19 protein-coding genes, 1 pseudogene and 1 riboswitch are annotated in these 21,186 nt (G+C 67.0%); of the genes and pseudogenes, 12 read left to right on the forward strand and 8 right to left on the reverse strand.

Translation table 11 applies throughout. The features are described from left to right. Positions 1–154 precede the first annotated feature (154 nt). From GV790_RS22395 to GV790_RS22420, 6 genes are all read left to right on the forward strand, one after another. Positions 155–736, forward strand: a complete 582-nt coding sequence (locus GV790_RS22395) for a dihydrofolate reductase family protein (RefSeq protein WP_163815719.1) — start codon at positions 155–157, stop codon at positions 734–736. Continuing rightward, positions 733–1,146: a VOC family protein gene (locus GV790_RS22400; RefSeq protein ID WP_163815722.1), complete on the forward strand. Its 414-nt coding sequence runs from the start codon at positions 733–735 to the stop codon at positions 1,144–1,146. Before GV790_RS22395 ends, GV790_RS22400 begins: the two co-directional genes overlap by 4 nt. A gap of 195 nt (positions 1,147–1,341) precedes the next feature. Continuing rightward, entirely contained in the window at positions 1,342–1,824 is a 483-nt protein-coding gene (locus GV790_RS22405; protein WP_163815724.1) for a hypothetical protein, read from the forward strand. A gap of 45 nt (positions 1,825–1,869) precedes the next feature. Next, entirely contained in the window at positions 1,870–2,214 is a 345-nt protein-coding gene (locus GV790_RS22410) for a hypothetical protein (RefSeq protein WP_232052021.1), read from the forward strand. 714 nt (positions 2,215–2,928) lie between these two features. Further along, the gene (locus GV790_RS22415; RefSeq protein WP_014350007.1) at positions 2,929–3,183 is read left to right on the forward strand and encodes a hypothetical protein; all 255 of its coding nucleotides are present in this window, start codon (positions 2,929–2,931) and stop codon (positions 3,181–3,183) included. A gap of 95 nt (positions 3,184–3,278) precedes the next feature. Then, positions 3,279–4,949, forward strand: a complete 1,671-nt coding sequence (locus GV790_RS22420) for a bifunctional metallophosphatase/5'-nucleotidase (RefSeq protein WP_256673457.1) — start codon at positions 3,279–3,281, stop codon at positions 4,947–4,949. Positions 4,950–5,078: 129 nt separating this feature from the next. On the opposite strand, the gene GV790_RS22425 is transcribed toward GV790_RS22420, so the two are convergent. After that, the gene (locus GV790_RS22425; RefSeq protein ID WP_280212716.1) at positions 5,079–5,786 is read right to left on the reverse strand and encodes a histidine phosphatase family protein; all 708 of its coding nucleotides are present in this window, start codon (positions 5,784–5,786) and stop codon (positions 5,079–5,081) included. Positions 5,787–5,790: 4 nt separating this feature from the next. Next, on the reverse strand, positions 5,791–8,142 hold the full coding sequence (locus GV790_RS22430; RefSeq protein ID WP_309139029.1) for a UvrD-helicase domain-containing protein: 2,352 nt from the start codon (positions 8,140–8,142) through the stop codon (positions 5,791–5,793). A gap of 261 nt (positions 8,143–8,403) precedes the next feature. On the opposite strand from GV790_RS22430, the gene GV790_RS22435 reads away from it, so the two are divergent. The 4 genes from GV790_RS22435 (at position 8,404) to GV790_RS22450 (ending at position 14,503) form a co-directional block, all read left to right on the forward strand. Further along, positions 8,404–8,757, forward strand: a complete 354-nt coding sequence (locus GV790_RS22435; protein ID WP_163815726.1) for an Rv3235 family protein — start codon at positions 8,404–8,406, stop codon at positions 8,755–8,757. A 217-nt stretch (positions 8,758–8,974) separates the two neighbouring features. After that, positions 8,975–10,975, forward strand: a complete 2,001-nt coding sequence (locus GV790_RS22440) for a UvrD-helicase domain-containing protein (protein WP_163815728.1) — start codon at positions 8,975–8,977, stop codon at positions 10,973–10,975. Between the two features lie 118 nt (positions 10,976–11,093). Further along, complete coding sequence (locus GV790_RS22445) at positions 11,094–13,256, forward strand: elongation factor G-like protein EF-G2 (protein ID WP_163815730.1); 2,163 nt, start codon at positions 11,094–11,096, stop codon at positions 13,254–13,256. Between the two features lie 172 nt (positions 13,257–13,428). Then, a riboswitch (M-box (ykoK) riboswitch) is annotated at positions 13,429–13,605 on the forward strand. Positions 13,606–13,789: 184 nt separating this feature from the next. Next, positions 13,790–14,503, forward strand: coding sequence for an MgtC/SapB family protein (locus GV790_RS22450; protein ID WP_163815732.1), 714 nt, complete (start codon positions 13,790–13,792; stop codon positions 14,501–14,503). Positions 14,504–14,548: 45 nt separating this feature from the next. On the opposite strand, the gene GV790_RS22455 is transcribed toward GV790_RS22450, so the two are convergent. Continuing rightward, complete coding sequence (locus GV790_RS22455; protein ID WP_163815735.1) at positions 14,549–14,887, reverse strand: ArsR/SmtB family transcription factor; 339 nt, start codon at positions 14,885–14,887, stop codon at positions 14,549–14,551. An 83-nt stretch (positions 14,888–14,970) separates the two neighbouring features. On the opposite strand from GV790_RS22455, the gene GV790_RS22460 reads away from it, so the two are divergent. Continuing rightward, entirely contained in the window at positions 14,971–16,194 is a 1,224-nt protein-coding gene (locus tag GV790_RS22460; protein WP_163815737.1) for an MFS transporter, read from the forward strand. A 225-nt stretch (positions 16,195–16,419) separates the two neighbouring features. Here GV790_RS22460 and GV790_RS22465 read toward each other — a convergent pair whose 3' ends face one another. Genes GV790_RS22465 through GV790_RS22475 form a run of 3 tightly spaced genes read right to left on the reverse strand, consistent with a single transcriptional unit; the run spans position 16,420 to position 18,388 of the window. Next, entirely contained in the window at positions 16,420–17,112 is a 693-nt protein-coding gene (locus GV790_RS22465; protein ID WP_163815739.1) for an ABC transporter permease, read from the reverse strand. Next, complete coding sequence (locus GV790_RS22470) at positions 17,112–18,029, reverse strand: ABC transporter ATP-binding protein (RefSeq protein ID WP_163815741.1); 918 nt, start codon at positions 18,027–18,029, stop codon at positions 17,112–17,114. The genes GV790_RS22465 and GV790_RS22470 overlap by 1 nt, the downstream gene beginning before the upstream one ends. Continuing rightward, complete coding sequence (locus GV790_RS22475) at positions 18,026–18,388, reverse strand: GntR family transcriptional regulator (RefSeq protein WP_036532330.1); 363 nt, start codon at positions 18,386–18,388, stop codon at positions 18,026–18,028. The genes GV790_RS22470 and GV790_RS22475 overlap by 4 nt, the downstream gene beginning before the upstream one ends. 144 nt (positions 18,389–18,532) lie before the next feature. Here GV790_RS22475 and GV790_RS22480 point away from each other — a divergent pair, with 144 nt between their 5' ends. After that, positions 18,533–19,276, forward strand: coding sequence for an SCO6745 family protein (locus GV790_RS22480; protein WP_163815753.1), 744 nt, complete (start codon positions 18,533–18,535; stop codon positions 19,274–19,276). A 170-nt stretch (positions 19,277–19,446) separates the two neighbouring features. On the opposite strand, the gene GV790_RS22485 is transcribed toward GV790_RS22480, so the two are convergent. Beyond that, on the reverse strand, positions 19,447–20,127 hold the full coding sequence (locus GV790_RS22485; RefSeq protein ID WP_256673458.1) for a class I SAM-dependent methyltransferase: 681 nt from the start codon (positions 20,125–20,127) through the stop codon (positions 19,447–19,449). Positions 20,128–20,921: 794 nt separating this feature from the next. Further along, positions 20,922–21,186, reverse strand: a pseudogene (locus GV790_RS30590) (hypothetical protein); the annotation flags it as partial.

Below are 21,186 nucleotides of genomic sequence, written 5' to 3' on the forward strand. Positions count from 1 at the left end.
CTCGCCAGCCTCCATCCACACGCTCGAATCGGGCGTGTCGTAACGCGCTCGATTCACGCCGAAGCGATGAGTTCGGCCGCTGCGCGGAGTCTTCCTATGTGACACCCCGCAACCGGAAGGCGAGCATCCTCACCTCGGAGGAGATGGAGGCCAGATGAGCAATCCGATTCGGCTGTATATGACGATGTCGCTCGACGGCTATATCGCCGGTCCGGACGATCGTCCGGGCCAGGAGCTCGGGCGGGGCGGGGGACGGCTCTTCAATTGGCTCGACGACCGGGAATCCGAGGGGCCCAGCGGGCAGGTTTATCGCGAGGCAATGGAGACCGGTGCGGTGATTTCCGGGCGTCGGACCTTCGAACTCGCGGGGCGCTGGCAGGGGGATCATCACGATGGTGTGCCGATCTTCGTCCTCACCCATCATGTCGATGACGGGGACGTGCCGCCCGGGCATGCGCGGTTCGTCACCGACGTCGACGAATGTGCTCGTCAGGCGCGCGCGGCCGCTGGGGGCCGGGCGGTGATGGTCCATGGGGCGGGTGCGGCCCAGGCTCTGCTGCGGGCCGGGCAGATCGACGAGATGGAGATCCATCTGGTTCCGGTTCTCCTCGGGGGCGGCCGGCGGCTGTTCGATCAACTAGGTGACCGCGTCGAACTCGAACTCGTCCGGCGGCTCGAGGACCGCGACGTCACGCACCTCCGGTATCGGGTGCGCCGATCCGAGGAGGGCAAGTGAATACGCTCTTCGTCGCGTTCCGCGTCACCGACCTGGATCGCTCGCTCGATTTCTACACCGCCCTCGGCTACATCGAGCTCGGCCGGGTCGATAGTGGCGGCGGGACTCTCCTCGCGCTACTCCAGTTCCCCGGCGAGCCGGCTGCCTCGCTCGAACTCGTCCACCGCCCCGCCGATGGACGCGTCGACGTGGGCAGCGGTGTCGACCACCTCGCGATCCAGGTGGATACCCTTGCCGACACTCTGGAGCGGCTGACCCGCGTCGGTCTGGAGCCAGGGCCCGTGGAGTATCCGGGCGGGCCCGACGGACCGAAGACATCGTGGCTCACCGACCCCGATGGCTACCGGATCGAGCTGGTCGAGTGGCCGCCCGGACACCCCGGCGGGATAACCTCCGCGGACTTCTCCTGAATGGTGCGATGGGCGGGCGCGCTCGCTCATCGCGAGACCAGATGCCGGCCTCGAGCGGTCTGCGTTGTGCGTGCCCTGCGGCTGAACCTTCTGATTCCGGGCGGACGGGTTGGTACACACCACGGCCTCGATACCATGCACCCCCGCGCGGATCCGGTCATACTCCCCCGTCCCCTCGTCCCGCATCATGAACCCATGTCGGATTTGAAATGGGACGACGTCAAGAACTTCTTCGACCCCGCTGTCATGGGCGCACTGCCGGACGTCTACGTGCACGACACGACCGTCGAGGACTGGCAGGCCGTGTTCGATTTGGTTCGGTCCAGTGGGTGGGAGTGGGAGTTTCGGGAGGGGGACGAGGTCAGGGCGTTGCCTTCGGCTGCCGAGGTGTTGGGGCGGGGCGACGATGACGAGGTGGTGAGTCTGCGGGTTCGGGTGGCGCCGGAGTTGGAGGCGATATTTCGGCCGTGGGATGAGACGCAGGTGGAGTTCGATGTCGACCTGCGGGAGTTGCAGGGGCAGGTGGGGGTCGATGTGTTGTGCGGGTTCCTGGGCGCTGTCGGGCGGCTGCTGGGGAAGAAAGTGGTGATGGAGGCCGAGGGGGATTTCGGGCATCCGGTGCTCGGGTATTCGCCCGAACAGGATCGGGTGGTGGTGCTGGCGGAGCCGGAGAGCTGAGCGGTTGGGCCACCAGGCAGGTGATTGCGGACCTACACTGGGCGGGTGTTTGTTCGACGGCTGATCGCAGCGTCCATGTTCGCCACTCTGACCGCGTTCGGCGCGGGTGCCTGCACCATGCAGGGTGATGGATACAAGAGCGAGTGCAAGGTCGAGGGCTGCGTCATCACCTTCGAGCGCGGAGTCGACGCCGAGGCGAACGTGCTCGGGCTGAAGGTCAAGGTGGTCTCGGTGGAGGGGAACATGGTCACCCTCTCGGTCGGCGGGCAGGAAGTGTCTGTGCCGGTCGGTGAATCGGGGTCCGCCGAGGGCAACACGGTGACGGTGCGTGAGGTGACCGACAGCCAGGTGGTGGTCGAGATTTCCTCCGGGTTGCAGCCCGGCGGCTGATCCGACGGCGAGCGCTACGCCGAATCGCTTCCGCTCATGCCTGCCTGGTTGGCGAGCATCGGCGAGAAGGCCGGGATCATGCCGATCGTGTCATCCCCGGCGCGACCGGTGTCCCCATGGGGCTTCCGAAGACGCTCGAACGGGTGGCCGAGTCAGTGGCGGCGGCTCGTCAGCTCTACCCCGAGGCGCCGCGACCGGTCTCCCCGGTCCCCTACACCCTCGATTCCGTACGGTCGGTGATCCCGTTCACGGTGACCCGTGAACACCTCGCCTGGGCAGGAATCCGCTCGGCCGAAGCGACTTTGGCGGGCCGCCAGATCTACGGGCAGCAACATCAGGCGCTGCAAGCCGACCTCGAGGCCGGACTTGTCGACGACCTGGTAGCGAAGCTGTTGCATATGCGCGTGCCCAACGGCATGGCATCGACGGTCGCACCGTGGACCGATACCGTGCCCATGCTGCCCCCCGGCCCACAATGTGTCGCTGACCAACGTCGACACCGGGGGCACGTTCGTGGCGCCCTGGGACGTGCTCGCACGCGAAGTCCCACTCGAACCGGTGGCAGGCCTTTACCCGGAGGCGTTACTAGGTCGAATTCCATCCTGGCGCAGAGACAATGGCGCGCCTGACGGCGGCATCCGCAGCAAGGCTGGCCTGATCGCACTCGACCCGACATGAGAGAATCAACGGCGTTTCACAAGTGAATGGAGCAAGATGAGAATCGCCGCTGTTCTCGGTACGTCCGCTGTTGCTGTCGGGCTGGTCCTGTCGGTTCCGGTGCAGGCTTCGGCGCAGCCGGGGTCCGGATGCCACGAATCCTACGATCCGTGTGTGCCGATCACGTCCGATGTGGACTGTGCCGGTGGGAGTGGGAACGGGCCGGAGTACACCGGGCGGGTGCGGGTGATCGGACCGGATGAGTACGACCTCGACCGCGACGGGAACGGGATCGGCTGCGAGAACAGCTGATTCCGGTGGCCGGGATCCGGGCGGGCTGCCCGGATCCCGCAGAATTCACCCCTCCGTCGCATTCCGGCTCACCTGATCTGGCACCGTCGGCACGCATGAGCGTCTGTCATCGCATCGTCGCCCTCTGCGCCGGACTGCTCAGCGTGAGCCTGCTTGCCGGATGCACCTCCGAGCCGCCGGCGTCGCCTGATACGACCCCACTCGTCTCGACGGACGATCTGCCCGAGGCCAAGCCCGGCGAGGTGCATCTGTTCGGATTCAATGACCTGCACGGGCATCTGCAACCGCCGGAAGGTTCGAATGGACAGATCGCCGGGCACGAGGCGGGTGGAGCCGCCTACCTGGCGACGCATCTGGCGCGGCTGCGCACGGCCTACCCGGAGAGCGCGGTGCTGCTGGCCGGTGACAACTTCGGTGCCAGTCCGTTGGTGTCGTCGCTGTTCCACGACGAGCCGACGGTGCAGTATCTGAATGCGCTGCGACCTGCGGCGTCGGCCGTCGGGAACCACGAACTCGATGACGGTGTGCTGGAGCTGGCCCGGATGCAGCAGGGAGGGTGCGCGCTCGACGGGTGCTCGCCCGGAGCGCCGTTCACGGGGGCGGAGTTTCCCTACCTCGCGGCGAACATGACCAACAGCGAGGGGAAGCTGCCGCCCGGGCTTCGGCCGTGGACGATGATCGAGGCAGGCGGGCACAAGATCGGTGTGGTCGGTGTCGTGACACCAGAAACCGCTCAGATCGTTTTCCCGGAGGGCATTCGCGGATACAGCTTCAGCGATCCGGCGGACGCGGTCAACCGACACGTGCCGGACATGCTCAGCGCGGGCGCCGAGGTCATCGTCGGGTTGGTGCACGACGGCGGGAAACAGCAGGTGCCCGACGCCGACTACAACGGATGCGCGAACATCACGCCGAACGTGCCCGAGCTGGCCCGGCGCACCGATCCGGCGGTGCGCGTGCTGTTCACCGCCCACAGTCATCAGTCCTATGTGTGCGAATTCGACGGCAAGATCGTGACGCAGGCGGCCTCGTATGGGCGGCTGATCACCGACGTCACGCTGCGCTTCGGTAACGGTGGCGTGGACATTCGGGCCGTCAACCGGGTGGTGACCCGGGACGTAGCGCCGGATCCGGCCACGGTCGAGCTGATCGACTTCTTCGCCGCCGAAGCCGCGCCGAGGGCCGAGCGGGTGGTGGGAACCGCGGCCGAACCCTTGCCGAAATCGGCTGCACCGGGCGCGGAATCGCCGTTGGGCGATGTGATCGCCGATGCCATGCTCGACACGACTGCCGGACCCGCGCAGGCGGTGGCGGCGTTCATGAATCCGGGTGGGGTGCGCGCCGATATCGGGGCGGGTCCGATCACGTTCGGCAGCATCTACCAGTCGCAGCCGTTCGGCAATCAGGTGGTGACCGTCAGCCTGACCGGTCGTCAGATTGTCGAGCTGCTCGAACAACAGTGGAGCAAGCCGGATAAGCCGATCGTCCTGTCGGTGGCGGGCATCTCCTACGCCTATGACGATGCGGCGCCGATGGGCAACAAGGTCGATAGAAGCAGCATCCGAATCGGCGGAGAGCCGGTGAACGAGGTTGCGGTGTATCGGGTGACGACGAACAACTTCCTCGCCTCCGGTGGTGATGGGTTCAGTGTGTTCACCCGCGGGACCGATCTGACCGTTGGGCCGATGGATCTCGATGCGCTGGAGGCCTACCTCAACGGACGCGGACCGGTCGCACCACCGGCTCTCCGAGTGGAGCAGCGCTGATCTTGGTTGCTGCCCACCCGCACGCGCCGCCCACGAAGACCACGTTGACGCCAGCGCGGTCACCAGGCACGACCGCGACCGAATGGACTAGGCACAGATGATGCCGGTCGCGGCTCGAACCGCGTCCGATCAGGCGATGCTCTCGTTCACACTGGCACCCCAGCGCACGAGCTTCAGCCGCCCTTGATCCTGAATCCACTGGGAAATTGACGCATTCGGGACCGGCGGCAGTTCGTCGAACAGCTCCGACCCCGGACCTGCGAAGATGCGACGCAGCGCGGCGATGGTCGCATCGTGGGCGACGATCAGGATGTGGGCTCGGGCGGCGGGGCGTTCGAGGTCGTTGATGAGATCGCGCACCCGCAGGGTGACGTCGGCGAGCGATTCGCCACCTGGCGGGCGGTAGAACCAATCCCCCAGGCGCGCTCGGCGTTCGGCTTCTTCGGGAGCGTCGCGCCGAATCGCGGCGGGTGACCACAGCTCCAGCGCGCCCATTTCGCGGTCCCGCAGGCGTTCGTCGACCACCACGACCGGATCGTCGCCGCCACCGTGCGCGGCCTGCTCCATCGCCGCCCACGTGTGTCGCGTGCGCAGATATGGCGAGCAGAGAACAATCCGGGGACGGTCGCCGCCGAGCCGGGACCACCACGCGCCGAGTGCCGCAGCCTGCTGCCGGCCCAGCGCGGACAGTTCGATGGTCCGATCAGGGACGCGAGGGCGGGTGTCGGCGTCGGGACGTTCGGCGGCAGCGTTCACGGTGCTCTGGCCGTGTCTGATCGCCCAGACACCGGCGATCTCGGTCGGCCGGGGAAGCGGGTAGGCGATCGCTTCATCCACCGTGTCAGTCTGTCAGATAGGCGACCCACAGGTAGTCCCGTGGCCGGCTCACCGCCACCAATCGTTGACGTGCGATTAGTTCCGCGCGGTCTCGGGCGCCGCCGGTGAGGTGGGCGGTATCGAATGGCTTGTCCGCGATGTGGAAGACGGCGGCGAAATCCATGCCCTTGGCCCGATAGACGGTGCCGACCTTGATGCAGTCGAGTTGCGTGCCGTCGTATTCTTCGAGCGAAAGCACCGGGAAGTTGGCCTGTTCCAGGACTTCTTGGAAGTGCGCCGCATCCTTTCTGGTGTTGACGATGACGGCGATATCGGTGGCGGCCAGACCCGAGTCCTTGATCGCGCGGACCAGCACCGTGTCGATATCGGCGCGGCCGACGAAACGCTCGCTGGCATCGCCGCCGGGTAGCACCGAGTCGCTGTCACGCAGCACGAATCCGCGACCACCGTCCAGATCGTCGACACTGTTTCCTGCCTCGATCTGCTGGGTGTAGCGCAGGATCGCTTCGCGGTTGCGGTAGTTCCGCCGCAGTATGCGCCCGCGCCCCAGCAGTGGAATTCCGGCATCGGAGATGCGCCAGCCACCCGCATAGACCTGCTGCTGCCCGTCGCCGACCATGAGCAGGTTCGCGTCCGGGCCACCGCCGGCGATCTGGTGGACCAGGCGCAGCTGCATCAAGGTGAAATCCTGGACCTCGTCGACGACGACCATCGCGTAATCTTCGGTGCTGTCCAACGGCCTGGCCCGCAATTCATCGATCGCCTTGCGGATGATGTCGTTGAAATCGTCGGCGCCACGATTGGCCATGCGTGCCTGATACGGGCGATACAGGTGCTCCCACACGTAGTCCCGGCGGCTGCCGTGGAGTTGAATACCGTCGCGGCCGGTGCGTTTGATCGCTTTGTACGCATCGCGCGTCTCCAGGCCACGGCCTTTGATCGTGCGATCCAGCTCGTCTTGCCAATACTGGTAATCGGTGCCCTCGATCCGGCCCAGCACCTCGCGCGCCCGGCTCCAGGCGCGGGCGAAGGCATCTTCTCTGATGGTGGAGTCGAGGTAGTAGGGGACTTCGCGGCGTTTCAAGAACTCGATCGTCCACGCGTGCAGGCCGATGAACTTTGCCCGGCCACGCGCGTGCGGGGCCAGATGAGCAAAGCTCTGCTCGTGATAGGCGGGCAGTGTCTTGACGAAGCTGGTGAACAGCAGCCTGCCAGGATTGTGTTTGGCGAAATGCGCCATCCGATGCAGCGCTACCACCGTTTTCCCGGTGCCCGCCGGGCCGCTGAATCGGGCCGGGCCGGTGAAATTCGCGTGCACCAGGGCGAGCTGTTCCGGGTCGAGGAACGTCATCCACTCGCGGAAAGGGCGGGCCAACCCGTTCGCCCTCGCATCCTCTGCCAGCGACGATTCGCCGAACAGACCGTCGGATGCCACCGCGTCGGCAGCGGGCGCGGATTCGGTGGAAATGCGTTGATACCAGGTCAATCGGTCCGACACCGTCAAGGCGATGTCGCGGGCACGGCGCTTCGACAGCTTGGTCTCGCCCGCGATGAGTGTTTCGCGAATGGTCGATTCATCGACCGCGAGAAACTGATCGTGCGGTTCCACCCGCGCCGCCGAGGTCATCAGCAGCATGATGTCGAGCATGTGCGGGACGAACTGTTCACGCCCGAACAGCAGGCCCGCGAAGGCCTCCTCGGCATGTTTGCGGACCCGGGCCAGATAAGCGCGCGAGGGCACGACATCGGTGAACACCAAGGCGTACACACCCGTACGGCCGATCGCGAACCCTGATGCTCGCCCCTCGTTGTCGCCGGCGCGATCGACCAATAGATGCCAATCGCGTTCGGACAACGGAACCGAAAGAAACCGCCGCTGCGCCGCCGTGAGCCGCGGCAGATCAGCGAGTTCGCGCTCGACCCACCGGCGCCTGCGCTCACGAGCAATGTCGGTCATGAGTGATCCCCTGCTTTCGGATGATGTTTGCATCCGAGGAGGAAGTTTACCGGAACATTGTTGCTTCAACAGTGAATTCTGCTCGTTGCCAACATAATTGGCGAATGTTCTTGCAGATGTCGTTGCATTTGCTTCGCACGGTTCGGCAGCCGGATCAGTGCGTGATCCACGCGAGTCGACGACTGCGTCGGTGACGGCACACCGGCTGATGGTCCGGCGCCCCGCACCTCCCGACACCGCACCGGCAGCCCGCTGGCCACCCGCCGTCCGCAGCCGGAGCCGCAGATCAACAAGGCGATTCCGCGCCCGGCAGGACGTTCGACACGACACGCCGTCGGCTTCCGAAAACGCCGTTCCGACAGGGCGTGTGCGACGGATCCCGGGCGAAACCTGGCGCACGGAATTCCACGAATGCCATGCTGCTCACAGCCGATCGCGATCCGGCGATCATCTGCGAGGGGGATGTCGATGGATGAGTTCCGCATCGAACTGCTGCCTATTCCCATGTACGAACCTCCGTCGCGGCCGTACACGCCGCGCGGTTCGCGGAATCCGCTACCGGAAGGCCATGAGGCCGTGCCGTGCCGGAGTCGCTTACGCCCTCGGACGGCGCAGGCCCCCCATCGAGAACCCGCAGGAATCCGCCGGGCGGCGTGCTCGGTGGCGAGGTCGAATCACGGCGGTGAGGCGTTGGAACAGGCACGGCTGGCCGCCGAACGATCGCTGCGGGTGGCACTGGAAGTACTCGACCATCGACGGCCCGTCTCGCAGCTGTCGGGCATTGCCGATGAACGCACGGTCGCGGCGGTCGGCACCTTGGTGCGGGCCGACCTCGTGCCGAGCAGGGAACTCGGCGCCGCCGTCCTGGCGGGGCTACATGTGGAGATGATCGACGAGCAGACGGCGGAGATCTGCGCCCGCTATCTGCGCGGTTCGCGCCGGCTTGCGCTAGCGGCACGGATCGAGCGATCGGGTACCCGAGATTGGCACCTGACCGCGCTGCGGTTGAGCTGACCACGCCGGGCGCGGATCGGTCCCGCGGATGGCGGCGGGCATGGCATCGAAGGGCGTGGTGATCATGGCGCCGCCGGCACCGCAGCGGCGCGGGAATCGTACGGTCGAGCCGCTCCGTGGATTGGTTACGTTCTGGTCTCCGGCATCGAAACCCGCACGGCCGCAAGGGATCAACCGTACTGTTGATTGCTGGAAGTCGAGCAGCAAGGGGGTCGCGATGACCAACAGCGATTCGAGACGGACCAGGGTGTATCAGACCCTTCGGCAGATTCCGGACCTCACCCCGCGGCATCGGAACTTCTTGAGCGTGCCGTTGATCGACGACGCCTGGCATGTGCTCCTACACCGAGACTTGCCCCATCATCCGGCGAACGAGGCTGCCGCGATCGTGGTCGGCAGCCGCGGCGTGCACCTGCTGATCTTCGTCGAGCCAGGACGGCGGTTCCACCGCACCGACGACATCGCCCGCACGGCACGGCCGTTCGTCGCAGGGCTGCACAATGATCGGCATTACCTCGTCGCACAACGCATGCGCACGATCCTGCTGTTGCCCGACGGCGTCGCGGTAGCGGGTTCCGGACGCGACATTCCGACGCGGCCTGCCGACTTCGCCGCGACCTTGTCGCGGCTGGACAGGGATTTCAGCCCAGCACGAGCGCGGGCGATCGCGGACGAGATCGAGTCAAGGGCGGCGTCGAACTACCGGCGGATACGCATCGAAGCACCAGAGCCGAATCCCACGGAATCGGCACTGCTCGACCGCTCGGATCTGGTGGCGCAACAGCGGGCGAGCGCCGCCAACCGCCCACTCGATGAGTGGACGACCTTTCGCGACCCGGAACTGATCGATCTGATCAATCGGACGTTCGGCGGCCCGGCACGGATCAGTGGTCCGGCGGGCACCGGGAAAACGGTGGTAGCGCTGCATCGGATGGCCCGCCACCTTCGGCACAACAGCGGGCCGGTGCTGTACACAACCTTCGTCACCACCCTTGCGGCTTGTCAGCGCACATATTTTCGACGCCTCGCGCCCGTGGTTCGCGATCGGGCCGAATTCGCCGGACTGCACGCATGGGCGAGACAGCTGATAGACAACCGCGGCGGCCATATCGAGATCGAGCCCACTCGGACCGATGACGCCTTCCAGCAAGCCTGGCGCCACGCCGGGACGACCCTCGCCGCCATCGATGCCCGCGCCGATTACTGGCGGACCGAAATCGATCGGGTCATCAAGGGTCGCGGCATCCCGGACCTCCCGCACTACTGGGAACACGACCGCACCGGACGCAGCGGCCCTGATCTGAATCGCGACCAACGCGAACTCGTCTGGAACGAGCTCTATCTCCCGTACTGCGACATCCTGCGTCGACAGCGGCTCGGCGACTTCAACGACATGATCACCCTTGCGCTCGAGATGCTGACCGAGAAGCCGTACGAGAAGCCCTACGGGATGGTCGTCGTCGACGAGATCCAGGACATCACCCTCAACGGGCTCCGCCTGGCCCACGCCATCGCCGGCGGTGGTGCGGACGCACCACTGCTACTCGTCGGCGACGGCCAGCAACAGGTGTACGAGGGCGGCTGCCGACCGGCCGATGCCGGTATCGACGTGCGCGGACGCACGGCGGTGCTCCGCGTGAACTACCGCAACAGAGAAGCGGTCTACCGCCGGGCCGTGACGGTCAACGCGGTGAACGCCCTCGGCCGGTTCGACGGGTTGCCCGGATGCGCACTCAACGAGGCGCGCTTCGTGCTACCCGGCGGCGCGACCGTCGACTGGCAGGGCTCGGTCGATGAGCTCGACGCCGCCCTGCTCGCCGCCATCCGTCGACGCTCGGCCCCGCTGGGTGAACTCGCCGTCATCACGACGACCCGCCAACTCGCCGCCACGGTCGTCGACGGACTGCGGAAGGCAGGCGTCGGCGCGACCGCGCTGGAGGACTACCGCGGCGAGCGCACGGACAAGATCAAAGTGGGCACCGTTCACCGGGCGAAGGGCCTCGAGTTCAGGGGAATCTTCTACGTCACCGAACCACCCCGGCCGTTGACACCCGGTTCCCCGGGAGCCGATCGGCAACGGGCCGAGCTCTGGGACCGCCAGACAATGGTCGCCATCACCCGGGCGCGTGACTTCGCCTGGGTCGGGTTCCTCGCTCGCACGCCGGACCGGCGCGACCACGGCTGGGATCGGGTCAACCGTGCGACGTCGATCGGCTAGAGGTGCACGCGACCTCGGGCGATTCCGCTTCCGAACTGTTCGTCGAACCGTGGACGCGAGTACCTCGGCGGTGGGAAGCTCGATATAACCGCGTGTCGATTCCCGAGGACGGTGAGTCATGGTGGACAGAGCGAACGGGGTGGGGCGGCCGGAGGCCATCCGGAATGTGGTGCTGGTCGGGGGTAGCGGGTCGGGGAAAACGACATTGGTGGAGGCGTTGGCGCTGGCCACCGGGTCGGTGAACCGGGCGGGGCGGGTGGAGGACGGTACCTCGCTGTCGGATTACGACGAGATCGAACAACGTCAGCACCGGTCGGTGCAATTGTCGGTGGTGCCGGTGCAGTGGGAGGGGGTGAAGATCAACCTGATCGATACACCGGGGTATGCGGATTTCGTCGGCGAACTGCGCGCCGGGTTGCGGGCGGCGGATGCGGCGTTGTTCGTGGTGTCGGCAGCCGAAGGGGTGGAAGGAGTCGCCGGATCGACCCGAGCTCTGTGGGAGGAATGCGCGAGCGTGGGGATGCCGCGCGCCATCGTGCTCACGCATCTGGATACCGCGCGCGCCGACTTCGAGGAGATGACGCGGACCTGTCAGGCGCTGCTCGGCCGCGAATCGGCGGAGAATGTGCTGCCACTGCATCTGCCGGTGTACGGACCCGCCGCCGCCGATGGCCATCGGCCGGCGACCGGATTGATGGAGCTGCTGGAACAGCGGATCGCCGACTATTCGACCGGCCGGCGCACCTGGAAGGAACCCTCCGACGCAGAGCTGGCGATGATCGGACCGGCCAGGGACCGGCTGATCGAGGGCATCATCGCCGAAAGCGAAGACGAAACCCTGATGGAGCGGTACCTCGGCGGCGAGACGATCGAGCTGAGCACGCTGATCAGAGACCTGGAGCGCGCGGTGGTGCGCGCCAGCTTCCACCCCGTTCTGTTCGCGGCGCCCGCCGCCGAGGAGGGGTTGCAGGGGCTCGGCACCCTGGAAATGCTCGAGCTGATGACCGCCGGGTTCCCCACCCCCGCCGAACACGAGGTGTCGGCGGTGCATCTGGCGAACGGCTCGAAACCCACTCCCCTGCACTGTGATCCGTCCGGCGAGCTGGCGGCCGAGGTCATCCGGACCTCGTCGGATCCGTACGTCGGCCGGGTCTCGCTGGTGCGGGTGTTCTCCGGCACCCTGCACGCCGACGACACCGTGCACATCTGCGGGCACGGCTCGGGCACCGACCACGACGCCGACGAACGCGTCGGCGGGATCACCGCCCCGTTCGGTAAGCAGCAACGCCCGCTGCGCGAGGCCGTCGCCGGTGACATCGCCTATGTCACCAAGCTCGGTCACGCCGAAACCGGCGACACCCTGTCCGGTACCGGCTCGCCGCTGCTGATCGAACCGTGGCAGATGCCGGAACCCCTGCTGCCCATCGCGATTCGCGCGCACAGCAAGGCCGATGAGGACAAGCTGTCGCAGAGCCTGTCGCGGCTGGTGGCCGAGGATCCGGCGATCCGGGTGGAGAACAACGACCGCACCCACCAGCTGGTGCTGTGGTGCCTGGGTGAGGCGCATCGTGACGTCGCGCTGGAACGGTTGCGCACCCGGTTCGGTGTGCAGGTCGATACCGAAGAACACAAGGTCGCGCTGCGGGAAACCTTCGGCGGCAAGGCAACCGGGCGCGGCAGGCATGTGAAGCAGTCCGGCGGGCACGGGCAGTACGCGGTGTGTGAGATCGAGGTCGAGCCGCTGCCGGAGGGATCGGGGATCGAGTTCGTCGACAAGGTGGTCGGCGGGGCGGTGCCCCGGCAGTTCGTCAGCTCGGTGGAGAAGGGCGTGCGCGCGCAGGCCGCGCGCGGTGTCGCCACGGGATATCCGCTGGTCGATGTGCGGGTGACGTTGCTCGACGGTAAGGCGCATTCGGTCGATTCCTCCGATGCCGCATTCCAGACCGCCGGTGCGCTCGCGCTGCGCGAGGCGGCGGCAGGCGGCCGGATCGATCTGCTCGAACCGATCGCGGAGGTTCGGGTCAAGGTGCCCGACGACTACCTCGGGGCCGCGCTCACCGACCTCTCGGTGCGCCGCGCTCGCATCCTCGGCACCGAACCGGCCGAGAGGGGGCGCACGCTGATCCGCGCGGAGGTTCCCGAACTCGAACTGTCCCGGTATGCGGTGGATCTGCGCTCGCTGACCCACGGCGTCGCGCACTTCAGCCGCGACTACCTACGTCATGACCCGATGCCGGCGCAGCTGGCGGAGCGGGTGCGGAAGGAATCGGTGTCGGCCTGACGCCTCCGCACTCGCCACGGCGTTTCGGTCGACGAACCAGCGCGCCGACAAGCCGCAGGATGTGCCGGCGCACACCGTGCCGAAGGGTCACGGCTCGAGCGATTCGACCGCTGTGATGGCGGTCCCCAATGGGTTGCGGACACGGTGCCCGGGGTGTTTACTTTTCGGCGCTAGGTGCCATCGTTCGCTGAGGCTCCTTCACGGAAACAGGCCGGCGACCCCGAACGTCGAGAGACGCCCCGGGTCAGGACAGGCTTCCCCGGCTTAAGGGGTGGCCCCGACCGGCTCCCACCGCCCGCAGGTGGGTTCACGCCGTGGAGTGCCAAAGGTCTGACGAGGAGTGGTACCCACCGGTGATCGACGCCGGTCCACTCCCTCGGCGCAGGAAGGGAGGTGGATGTCGTGTCCGACGGCAGTCATATACGCCGTGCCATCACACAGTCACCACGCCAGCTTCACCGCCGCGCCCTCGGCTGACTCCGCCGATCCGCCCGCGGGTGCGAGGTGGCGCGCCGAGCGGAAGAGGTTCTGCCATGACCACCTTCGATATGCTGCTGCGTCTCGGGACCGGAGTCGGGCTGGGTGCCCTGATCGGGATCGAACGCCAATACCGTGCCCGCATGGCCGGGCTGCGCACCAACGCGCTGGTCGCCGGCGGTGCGACCCTGTTCGTGCTGTTGTCCGCCCATGGTTTCCACGGTGAGGTTGCCGACCCGACGCGGGTCGCGGCACAGATCGTCTCCGGGATCGGGTTCCTCGGTGCGGGCGTCATCATCCGCGACGGGCTCAACGTGCGCGGGCTCAACACCGCCGCGACCCTGTGGTGCGCCGCCGCCGTCGGCGCGCTCGCCGGGGCGGGCATGTATCTCACCGCCGCGGCCGGAACACTCGCGGTGGTCGGGGTGAACATCGCATTGCGTGCGGCCGGCCGGGCCGTCGATCGCCGGCCGGAGGCCGGAGCCGAACGCCCGGTGCGGTACGTGTTCACCGCTGTCACCGACGACGCCAACGAACCGCAGGTGCGGGCACTACTGGTCCAGTCGTTGACCCGTACCGATTTCCGCCTGGTCGCGGTGGCGAGCGCCAACGGCGAAACCAGCGGTCAGGTGATGGTGCGGGCCGACCTGGTCGGCGATCAGCGTGATGACCGGGAAATGGAGTCGGCGGTGAGCCGGCTGAGCCTCGAACCAGCGGTCACCAGCGTCGGCTGGCGGATCGCCGGGATGGCGTCGGAAGTACCCGCGTGACCTCGCGGCACGCCCGCGGCGACCACGGCGGACACTCTGTTCTGCTCACTCATCGCCCGTCGCGGCGATGAGATCGAGCAGCCCCGGGAACCGCTCGTTGAGATCCTCCGTGCGCAGGCGGCTGCGCCGTTCGAGCCCGTACTGCCGTTGATGGATCACACCGGCCTCGCGCAGGGCCTTGAAGTGGTGGGTGAGGCTCGATTTGGGGCGGTCGAAGCCGAACCAGCCGCACGGATGGTCGAAGTCGTCGGACTCGAGCAGGAGCTTGCGGGCGATAGTCATCCGCAGCGGCTCGGACAGTGCGCCCATGACGCGTTCGAGGCGGATCTCGGCCGCCGCCGGCTCCGGCAGCAGCGGGGGCAGTGCCTCTGACTCATCGTGCATGCCGCCACCCTACCGCACTTGTACGAGTTTTCTCGTACTGCTAGCTTCCAGTACGAGAAAACTCGTACAAGGAGGTTCATGTGGTGGCAGTCGCGGCTACGGCCGAACCGGTCGGATCGAGATGGCACCTCGCGCACGCGGCCTGGGCGGTGACGGCGGTGTTCGCGCTGTCGAACTCCCCGACGCCGCTCTACGTGCACTGGCAGCACGAGATGCGGTTCTCCCCGGCGACGCTCACGGTGGTGTTCGCCGCCTACATCGCGGGCCTGGTGGCCGCGCTTCTCGTCGCCGGGCGGGCAGCGGATAGCTTCGGCCGCAAGCGTGTCGTCATCCCCGGGATCCTGATCGCACTGGTGTCGGCGGGGCTGTTCATAGTCGCCCACACGGTCACGGAGCTGATCGTGGCCAGGCTGCTGGTCGGGGTTGCCGTCGGGATCGTGGTGTCCGCGGGCATGGCCGCGGTGGTGGATCTGGGTGGCGAACAGCGGCGCGGGCAGACGTCGATGCTCGCGTCGATCGCGATGGTCTTCGGTGCCGGACTCGGGCCGCTGCTCGGCGGCGCGATCTATCAGACCACCGATTCGCCCGTGCTGCCGGTGTTCACGGTGAACATCGCACTGCTGATCGTGGCGCTGATCGGCTATGTGCGGCTTCCGCTGGCACAGCCCGCGCGGCAACCGCACGCGACCGCATCCGCAGGCACGGCGGGTTTTCCGTGGCCGCGCCTGCCCCGTGTCCCCAACCGGAACCGCATCCATATCGCGAGCGGCGCGGCCGTTTTCGCCCCCGGGCTGACCGCTACGTCTTTCGTGCTGTCGCTCGGACCGTCACTGCTGATCCTCGCGGTGGGCAATACGTCACCGCTACTGGCGGGCGGAGCGGCGAGCCTGATGTTCCTGGCCGCGACCGGGTCTCAGCTCGCGCTCACCCGGTTCACCGTGGATCGCTTGTTCGCGCTCGGCGCCGCGAGCACCGTACTCGCCATGCTGGCCGTCATCCTGACCGTCCTCACGAAGAGCCCGGTCCTGTTCGTCGCCGCCGCCGTCCTCGCCGGCACCGGCCAGGGCCTCGGACAACTGGGCGGCCTGCGTCTCATCGCCCAGCACGTCGAGTCGCAACGGCGCGCCGAAGCCAACGCTGCGCTCAATATCTGCGCATACCTTCCGGCCGCGGTTCTCACCGTTGGCACCGGATACGCGGTCAGCGAATGGGGTATGCCCGCTGCGGCGACGGCACTCGCGGGCGTCCTCGGCACGCTCGGCCTCGCACTGGGATTTGCCGCTCGCCAATGGAATTCGCAGACATGAGCACGCGGCGTCGCGCGCCCGGCACCGGCCGATCGAGGTTCGGGCAGACCGGAGGAGAGAGTTGCCGGTGTGCAAAGGCGGCGAACCTGACCCCGGGCTCGGCCGCCGCTCAGAACGCCGTCGGCAGGCACATCGAAACAGCTGCGAGCCCGGGCGGAGAAGCTCATCACAGAACATGGATCGGCCTCGTCCGGTGCACCCGGACGAGGCCGATCGCACCCATCGCTACGCGGTCGCGCGGCGGATCGTCGCCCACGCCCCACCGGTGCACACCACCGCGAGCGTCGCGGGCAGCAGTACCATGGGGACCACGCGTGGGGTATCGGCGAACCAATGGCCCACCTCGGGCCACCAGCCCTGCCAGGTGATCACGATCGCCGCCAGACCCAGACCCAGCAGTAACGCGAGCAGGAAGGTGTACACACCGGAGACTCGCCAGCGCTGATAGAGCGCGCCGATCAGCAGACCCGCGCCGGCGATCAGCGCGAGGATCGCCAGATAGGTGCCGAGCTGGAGCACGGGATTGCCGGTGAATTGGCCTGGGACATCGAACATCACCATGTTCACGCCCCAGCCGTCGGTGGATTCCTCGATCAGCCCGAGCCCCCACAACACCACCCCGGTGCCGAGGATCTGCGCGGCGGCAACGAGCAGGGTCGCGGCGAAATAGTCACGCCGGGTGACGCTCATGCCCAGCGCGAACGGGAAGGTCTGGGTCATGGCGGTCAGATAGAACGCGAGCACGATGCCGAAGGCGGCCGAGACGCTGCCGGTGACATTGCCTTCCTCGGCGTCGAGCAGCAAGAAGATCACCCACGGAATCAGGAACGCCACCAGCAGGATCCCGGCAGGCCACGCGATCAGCACCGGCCAGGCGACGGTGTGGATCCGCGATACGGAGACGGCTCGGCGCAGCATTACTGATCCTTTCCGCGCAGGTTGGTGGTTTCGACGATGAGCTGCTGCAACGAGACCGGCTCGACCAGCAGCCCCAGCGATTTGGCGTGCGCGATGTCATCGGCCCTGCGGTCGGTCCGCAGCATCACCCTGGCCTGGTTGCCGAGCGATTCGCGGCGCAGTTCGGGGCGTCCGGCAAGCAATGAGTCGACGTCGGCGAGGGGGCCGGACACGGTCATGGCGGTGTCGCGTAGATCGTCGGCGGGGGCGTCGACCACGAGTCGGCCCTTGTCGATCAACAGCACATGCTCGAGCAGGTCGGCGACCTCGTCGATGAGATGGGTGGACAGCACCACGGTGCGTGGGTGTTCGGCGTAATCGGCGAGCAGCCGGTCGTAGAACAGCTGGCGGGCGACGGCGTCGAGGCCGAGATACGGCTCGTCGAAGAACGTCAGCGGGGCGCGAGATGCGAGGCCTATGGTGACCCCGAGCGCGGAGGTCATGCCGCGGGAGAGCTTCTTGACCTTGCGGTCGGTCGGTAGATCGAAGTCGCGCAACAATTCTCGCGCGAAATCCTCATCCCAATCCCGCAGCAGATGACGGGCCGCCGAGAGCACATGCTTGACCTTGTAATCGGCCGGATAGGCCTGGCTTTCCTTGATGAAGGAGATTCCGCGCAGCACCTCGGTGTTCTCGTGCGGGGTGTGGCCGAATACCCGCACCTCGCCCGCGGTCTGGAAGGCCTGACCGGTCATCACCTGCATGAGCGTGGTCTTGCCCGCGCCGTTACGGCCCAGCAAACCGTAGATGGTGTTCGCACGCAGGTCGAGGGTGACATCCTCGAGTGCGGTGACGGCACCGAACCGCTTGGTCAGCCCCCGCGTGGATGCGACGACATCGGTGTCGAGCACGGCCGGTTCGATGGTCGCGGCGCTCATCGTGTCCCCTCTCGATGGTCGAGCATGGCTTTCAGTTCGTCGATGCCCATGCCGAGCTTGTCCGCCTCGGCGATCAGCGGGTCGATGAACTGTTCGGCGAACCGTTCCCGTCGGCGCAACCGCAAGGCATTGCGCGCGCCGGCTGTGACGAACATTCCGATCCCTCGCTTCTTGTACAGAATCCCGTCCGCCACCAGCTGATTCAGCCCCTTGGCCGCGGTCGCCGGGTTGATCCGATGGAAGGCGGCGAGCTCGTTCGACGATGGCGCCTGCGACTCCTCGGGCAGCGATCCGTCGACGATCGAGTTCTCGATCATCTCCGCGATCTGCAGAAAGAGCGGCCTGCCGTCTTCGAGCACGATCACCTTCCTCGGTTGAGTGGTTCATTACTCATGTAATGAACCATAGAGGCACGTGCGTCAGAGCGCAAGGCAGGGTCTTCCGTACGGTGTACAAAACCCATAAGGTGGCAGGTGATGTCAGTCCAGCGGAAGGAACCCGACATGTCGGTCGGCGCGGCGGTGAACCCCTACATTCAGCAACTCGGCGGAGGATTCATGTTCTCCAGGGAGGGAAAGGAATACGCGGCAGAAACCGGAGTCGACACCTTCTTCGGCCCCTACACCCGCGGGCGCGGCGGCGTGCTCGGCGACGTGGACGCCGAGGTGGTCACCGCGGCATTCGGATTCTTCCCGGCCCATTCGATTCGCACGGCCTGGGAATCGGTGCAGATGCCCGCCGCGAAAGCCGCGGAACGTTACGCACGCGTCTGCCAGGATTTCGGCCGGCGCAAACTCGCCGGGTTCGAGCAGGCCGGCCGGCTCGCGGAACTGCTCGAAGCCGTTGCCGCGGCCGCGGATCCGGCCGGGGTCCCCCTGTTCGCCGGCTGGCGGGCGATGCCGCTGCCCGCCGACGCCCCGGCGCGCGTGCAGCAGCTCACCCACGTGTTGCGGGAATTGCGCGGCGGCCTGCACCTGATCGCCGTGCGCGCCTCGGGAATCACGCCGCTGCAGGCCGTGCTGATCTCCGGCTCCCCCATCAACGACGGCCCCGGCCAAGCGCGCTGGTACGGCTGGCCGGAGCCGTTCGAGGAGATCACCGACGATATTCGTGCGCGCTGGCAGCGGGCCGAAGCGGTGACCGACGAACTCATCGCTCCCGCGTTCGCGGTGCTCGACGAGGGTGAGCAGGCGGAGCTCACCGAGCTCGTCGCCGCCGCGCACGCCAAGGTTTTCGCGCGGCAGTGAGCGAACGGGGGTAAGTCGCGGTGCCGGCAAAACGGCCGGCACCGGCGCACATGTCCTGCGCAGTCAGTCCTAGGCGTTCGCAGCGCATGCTTCGCCGTTCGACCCGGCATGTCTCGACAGCTCACCTGCTGTGACGCAACGGGACTCACGGCAACGCCGGAGAAGTGTCATCACCGCGCGGGCTTGGTGGCGATCAGCAACCCGGTCTCATAGCGGTTCACCCGGAAACGCGGGTCATCGAAACCGGCCGAACGCACGGCGTCGGTGTACCGGCGGATATCGACATCGGCGAACGGGTCGGTGTGGCCGCCCTTGCCGGTCAGGCGCATGATCCGGGTGAACACGTTGCGCAACCACGGCGAGGGATGGGCATCGGCGAGCAGGAGGCGGCCGCCGGGACGCAGGACCCGATACATCTCGTCGATGGCCGTGGCACGGTGCCGCTCGGGGATGTGGTGCATGACGAAAGTACAGGTGATGACGTCGAATTCGGCGTCCGCGAAGTCCAGGTGCTGTGCGGCGGAGAGCCGGTAGTGGTGGTTGGGCGCCGGATCATGGGTGCGGTTGTGCTCGATGGCCGTGCGGGAGGGGTCGACGCCGGTGACCGATCCGGTCGGCCCGACGAGCTCCCCGAGCGCACGCACCAGTTTTCCCGGACCGCAACCGATGTCGAGCGCATGGCTGCCGGGCGTGGCGCCGCTGGCTGCGGCTAGTTCACGGATGAGTTCTCGGTGGCGACCGAGAAAGAACGCGGCAGTGAACATGTTGTAGCGGCGGAGATCGGCGATGACGAGACCGGTCTCCGCCTCGTCGACGAACATGGCACCGGTGGGCCGTGTGTTTCCTGACATGAACCCATGGTCGGAATTTCCTCCGGCCACGACCAGAATCACAATGCGCGGATCTGTCCGTTTCCGCACAGAAGCTCCGAATCCGTCCATCGGCGAACGAGCCGGGCGGGCTCATTCGCCGATGGACCTCATCTACTGCGTGGCAGCGAGGAACGCGACTACGGGTGGCACCTCAGAACCACCGCGTATCAGGGGTCTCCTCTGGACCGCCTTCGTGTGCCGGTGTCACACCGTCCTGCTCATGCCCCTCGGCGGCCGACGAGCGACGCTCGTCGTTCCGGTCATCGAATCGCCCGATCCCGCCTGGTACCCCGGCACCGGGAGAATCGTCGGCTCTGTCGGTCGAGTAGGAACTGGTGGCTCCGAAATCGGCCGGAGACGAACCGCCGAACGTGGGAAGACCGTCGAAATTCGCTATCGGTAGCACAGGTGGTGCGCCGAACCCGCCCGACGCGGTCACCGCACCAGGCGCGGGCTGCTGCTGAGCCGGCACATCACCCGTGGACCACGGGGTGGGTTGGGGTCGGTCGGCACCCGGATTGTGAGGCGCATCATCGCGGCCGGTCAGCCAGTCGGCCGGATCGAAGCGACCAGCGCCATCGATACCTCGTGTGACGGTATCCGTGATCTGGGAAACCATGTCCCCCATATCTCCCCGGTTTCCGGGCAGACCGTGATCGTCCAGACTCGGAAGCAACCCATCGATTCCGGGAAGAACGCTGTCCAGACCGGGAAGCGGACCATCGAGATCCGGCAGGAGACCTTCGCCGAACCCAGATCCCGGCAGCCCTCCCTCACCCAGCCCCGGCAGATCGGGTCGAGGCAAGACGCTTCCCCCGTTCGGAGGCACCTGCGGCGTCTGCACCGGGGGTGATGTCTGCTGGGGTGGCGCGGTCACCTGCGCTGGTGGCGTCGTCTGTGTAGGTGGAGCTGTGGGTGTGGTCGGTGTCGGGGTCGGAGTTCCCGGAGTCGTCGGTGTCGGGGTCGGAGTTCCCGGAGTCGTCGGTGTCGGGGTCGGAGTTCCCGGAGTCGTCGGCGTGGGGGTCGGAGTTCCCGGAG

Origin of the sequence: Nocardia cyriacigeorgica, from assembly GCF_010858045.1 — a bacterium.
Taxonomy (GTDB): domain Bacteria; phylum Actinomycetota; class Actinomycetes; order Mycobacteriales; family Mycobacteriaceae; genus Nocardia; species Nocardia cyriacigeorgica_E.

What these genes read in the sequence shown, in the direction of transcription:
- GV790_RS22395 (WP_163815719.1), top strand. Translation starts at nt 155, where the DNA reads ATGAGCAATCCGATTCGGCTGTATATGACGATGTCGCTCGACGGCTAT.
- GV790_RS22405 (WP_163815724.1), top strand. Translation starts at nt 1,342, where the DNA reads ATGTCGGATTTGAAATGGGACGACGTCAAGAACTTCTTCGACCCCGCT.
- GV790_RS22415 (WP_014350007.1), top strand. Translation starts at nt 2,929, where the DNA reads ATGAGAATCGCCGCTGTTCTCGGTACGTCCGCTGTTGCTGTCGGGCTG.
- GV790_RS22420 (WP_256673457.1), top strand. Translation starts at nt 3,279, where the DNA reads ATGAGCGTCTGTCATCGCATCGTCGCCCTCTGCGCCGGACTGCTCAGC.
- GV790_RS22440 (WP_163815728.1), top strand. Translation starts at nt 8,975, where the DNA reads ATGACCAACAGCGATTCGAGACGGACCAGGGTGTATCAGACCCTTCGG.
- GV790_RS22445 (WP_163815730.1), top strand. Translation starts at nt 11,094, where the DNA reads ATGGTGGACAGAGCGAACGGGGTGGGGCGGCCGGAGGCCATCCGGAAT.
- GV790_RS22450 (WP_163815732.1), top strand. Translation starts at nt 13,790, where the DNA reads ATGACCACCTTCGATATGCTGCTGCGTCTCGGGACCGGAGTCGGGCTG.
- GV790_RS22455 (WP_163815735.1), bottom strand. Translation starts at nt 14,887, where the DNA reads ATGCACGATGAGTCAGAGGCACTGCCCCCGCTGCTGCCGGAGCCGGCG.
- GV790_RS22465 (WP_163815739.1), bottom strand. Translation starts at nt 17,112, where the DNA reads ATGCTGCGCCGAGCCGTCTCCGTATCGCGGATCCACACCGTCGCCTGG.
- GV790_RS22470 (WP_163815741.1), bottom strand. Translation starts at nt 18,029, where the DNA reads ATGAGCGCCGCGACCATCGAACCGGCCGTGCTCGACACCGATGTCGTC.
- GV790_RS22480 (WP_163815753.1), top strand. Translation starts at nt 18,533, where the DNA reads ATGTCGGTCGGCGCGGCGGTGAACCCCTACATTCAGCAACTCGGCGGA.
- GV790_RS22485 (WP_256673458.1), bottom strand. Translation starts at nt 20,127, where the DNA reads ATGTCAGGAAACACACGGCCCACCGGTGCCATGTTCGTCGACGAGGCG.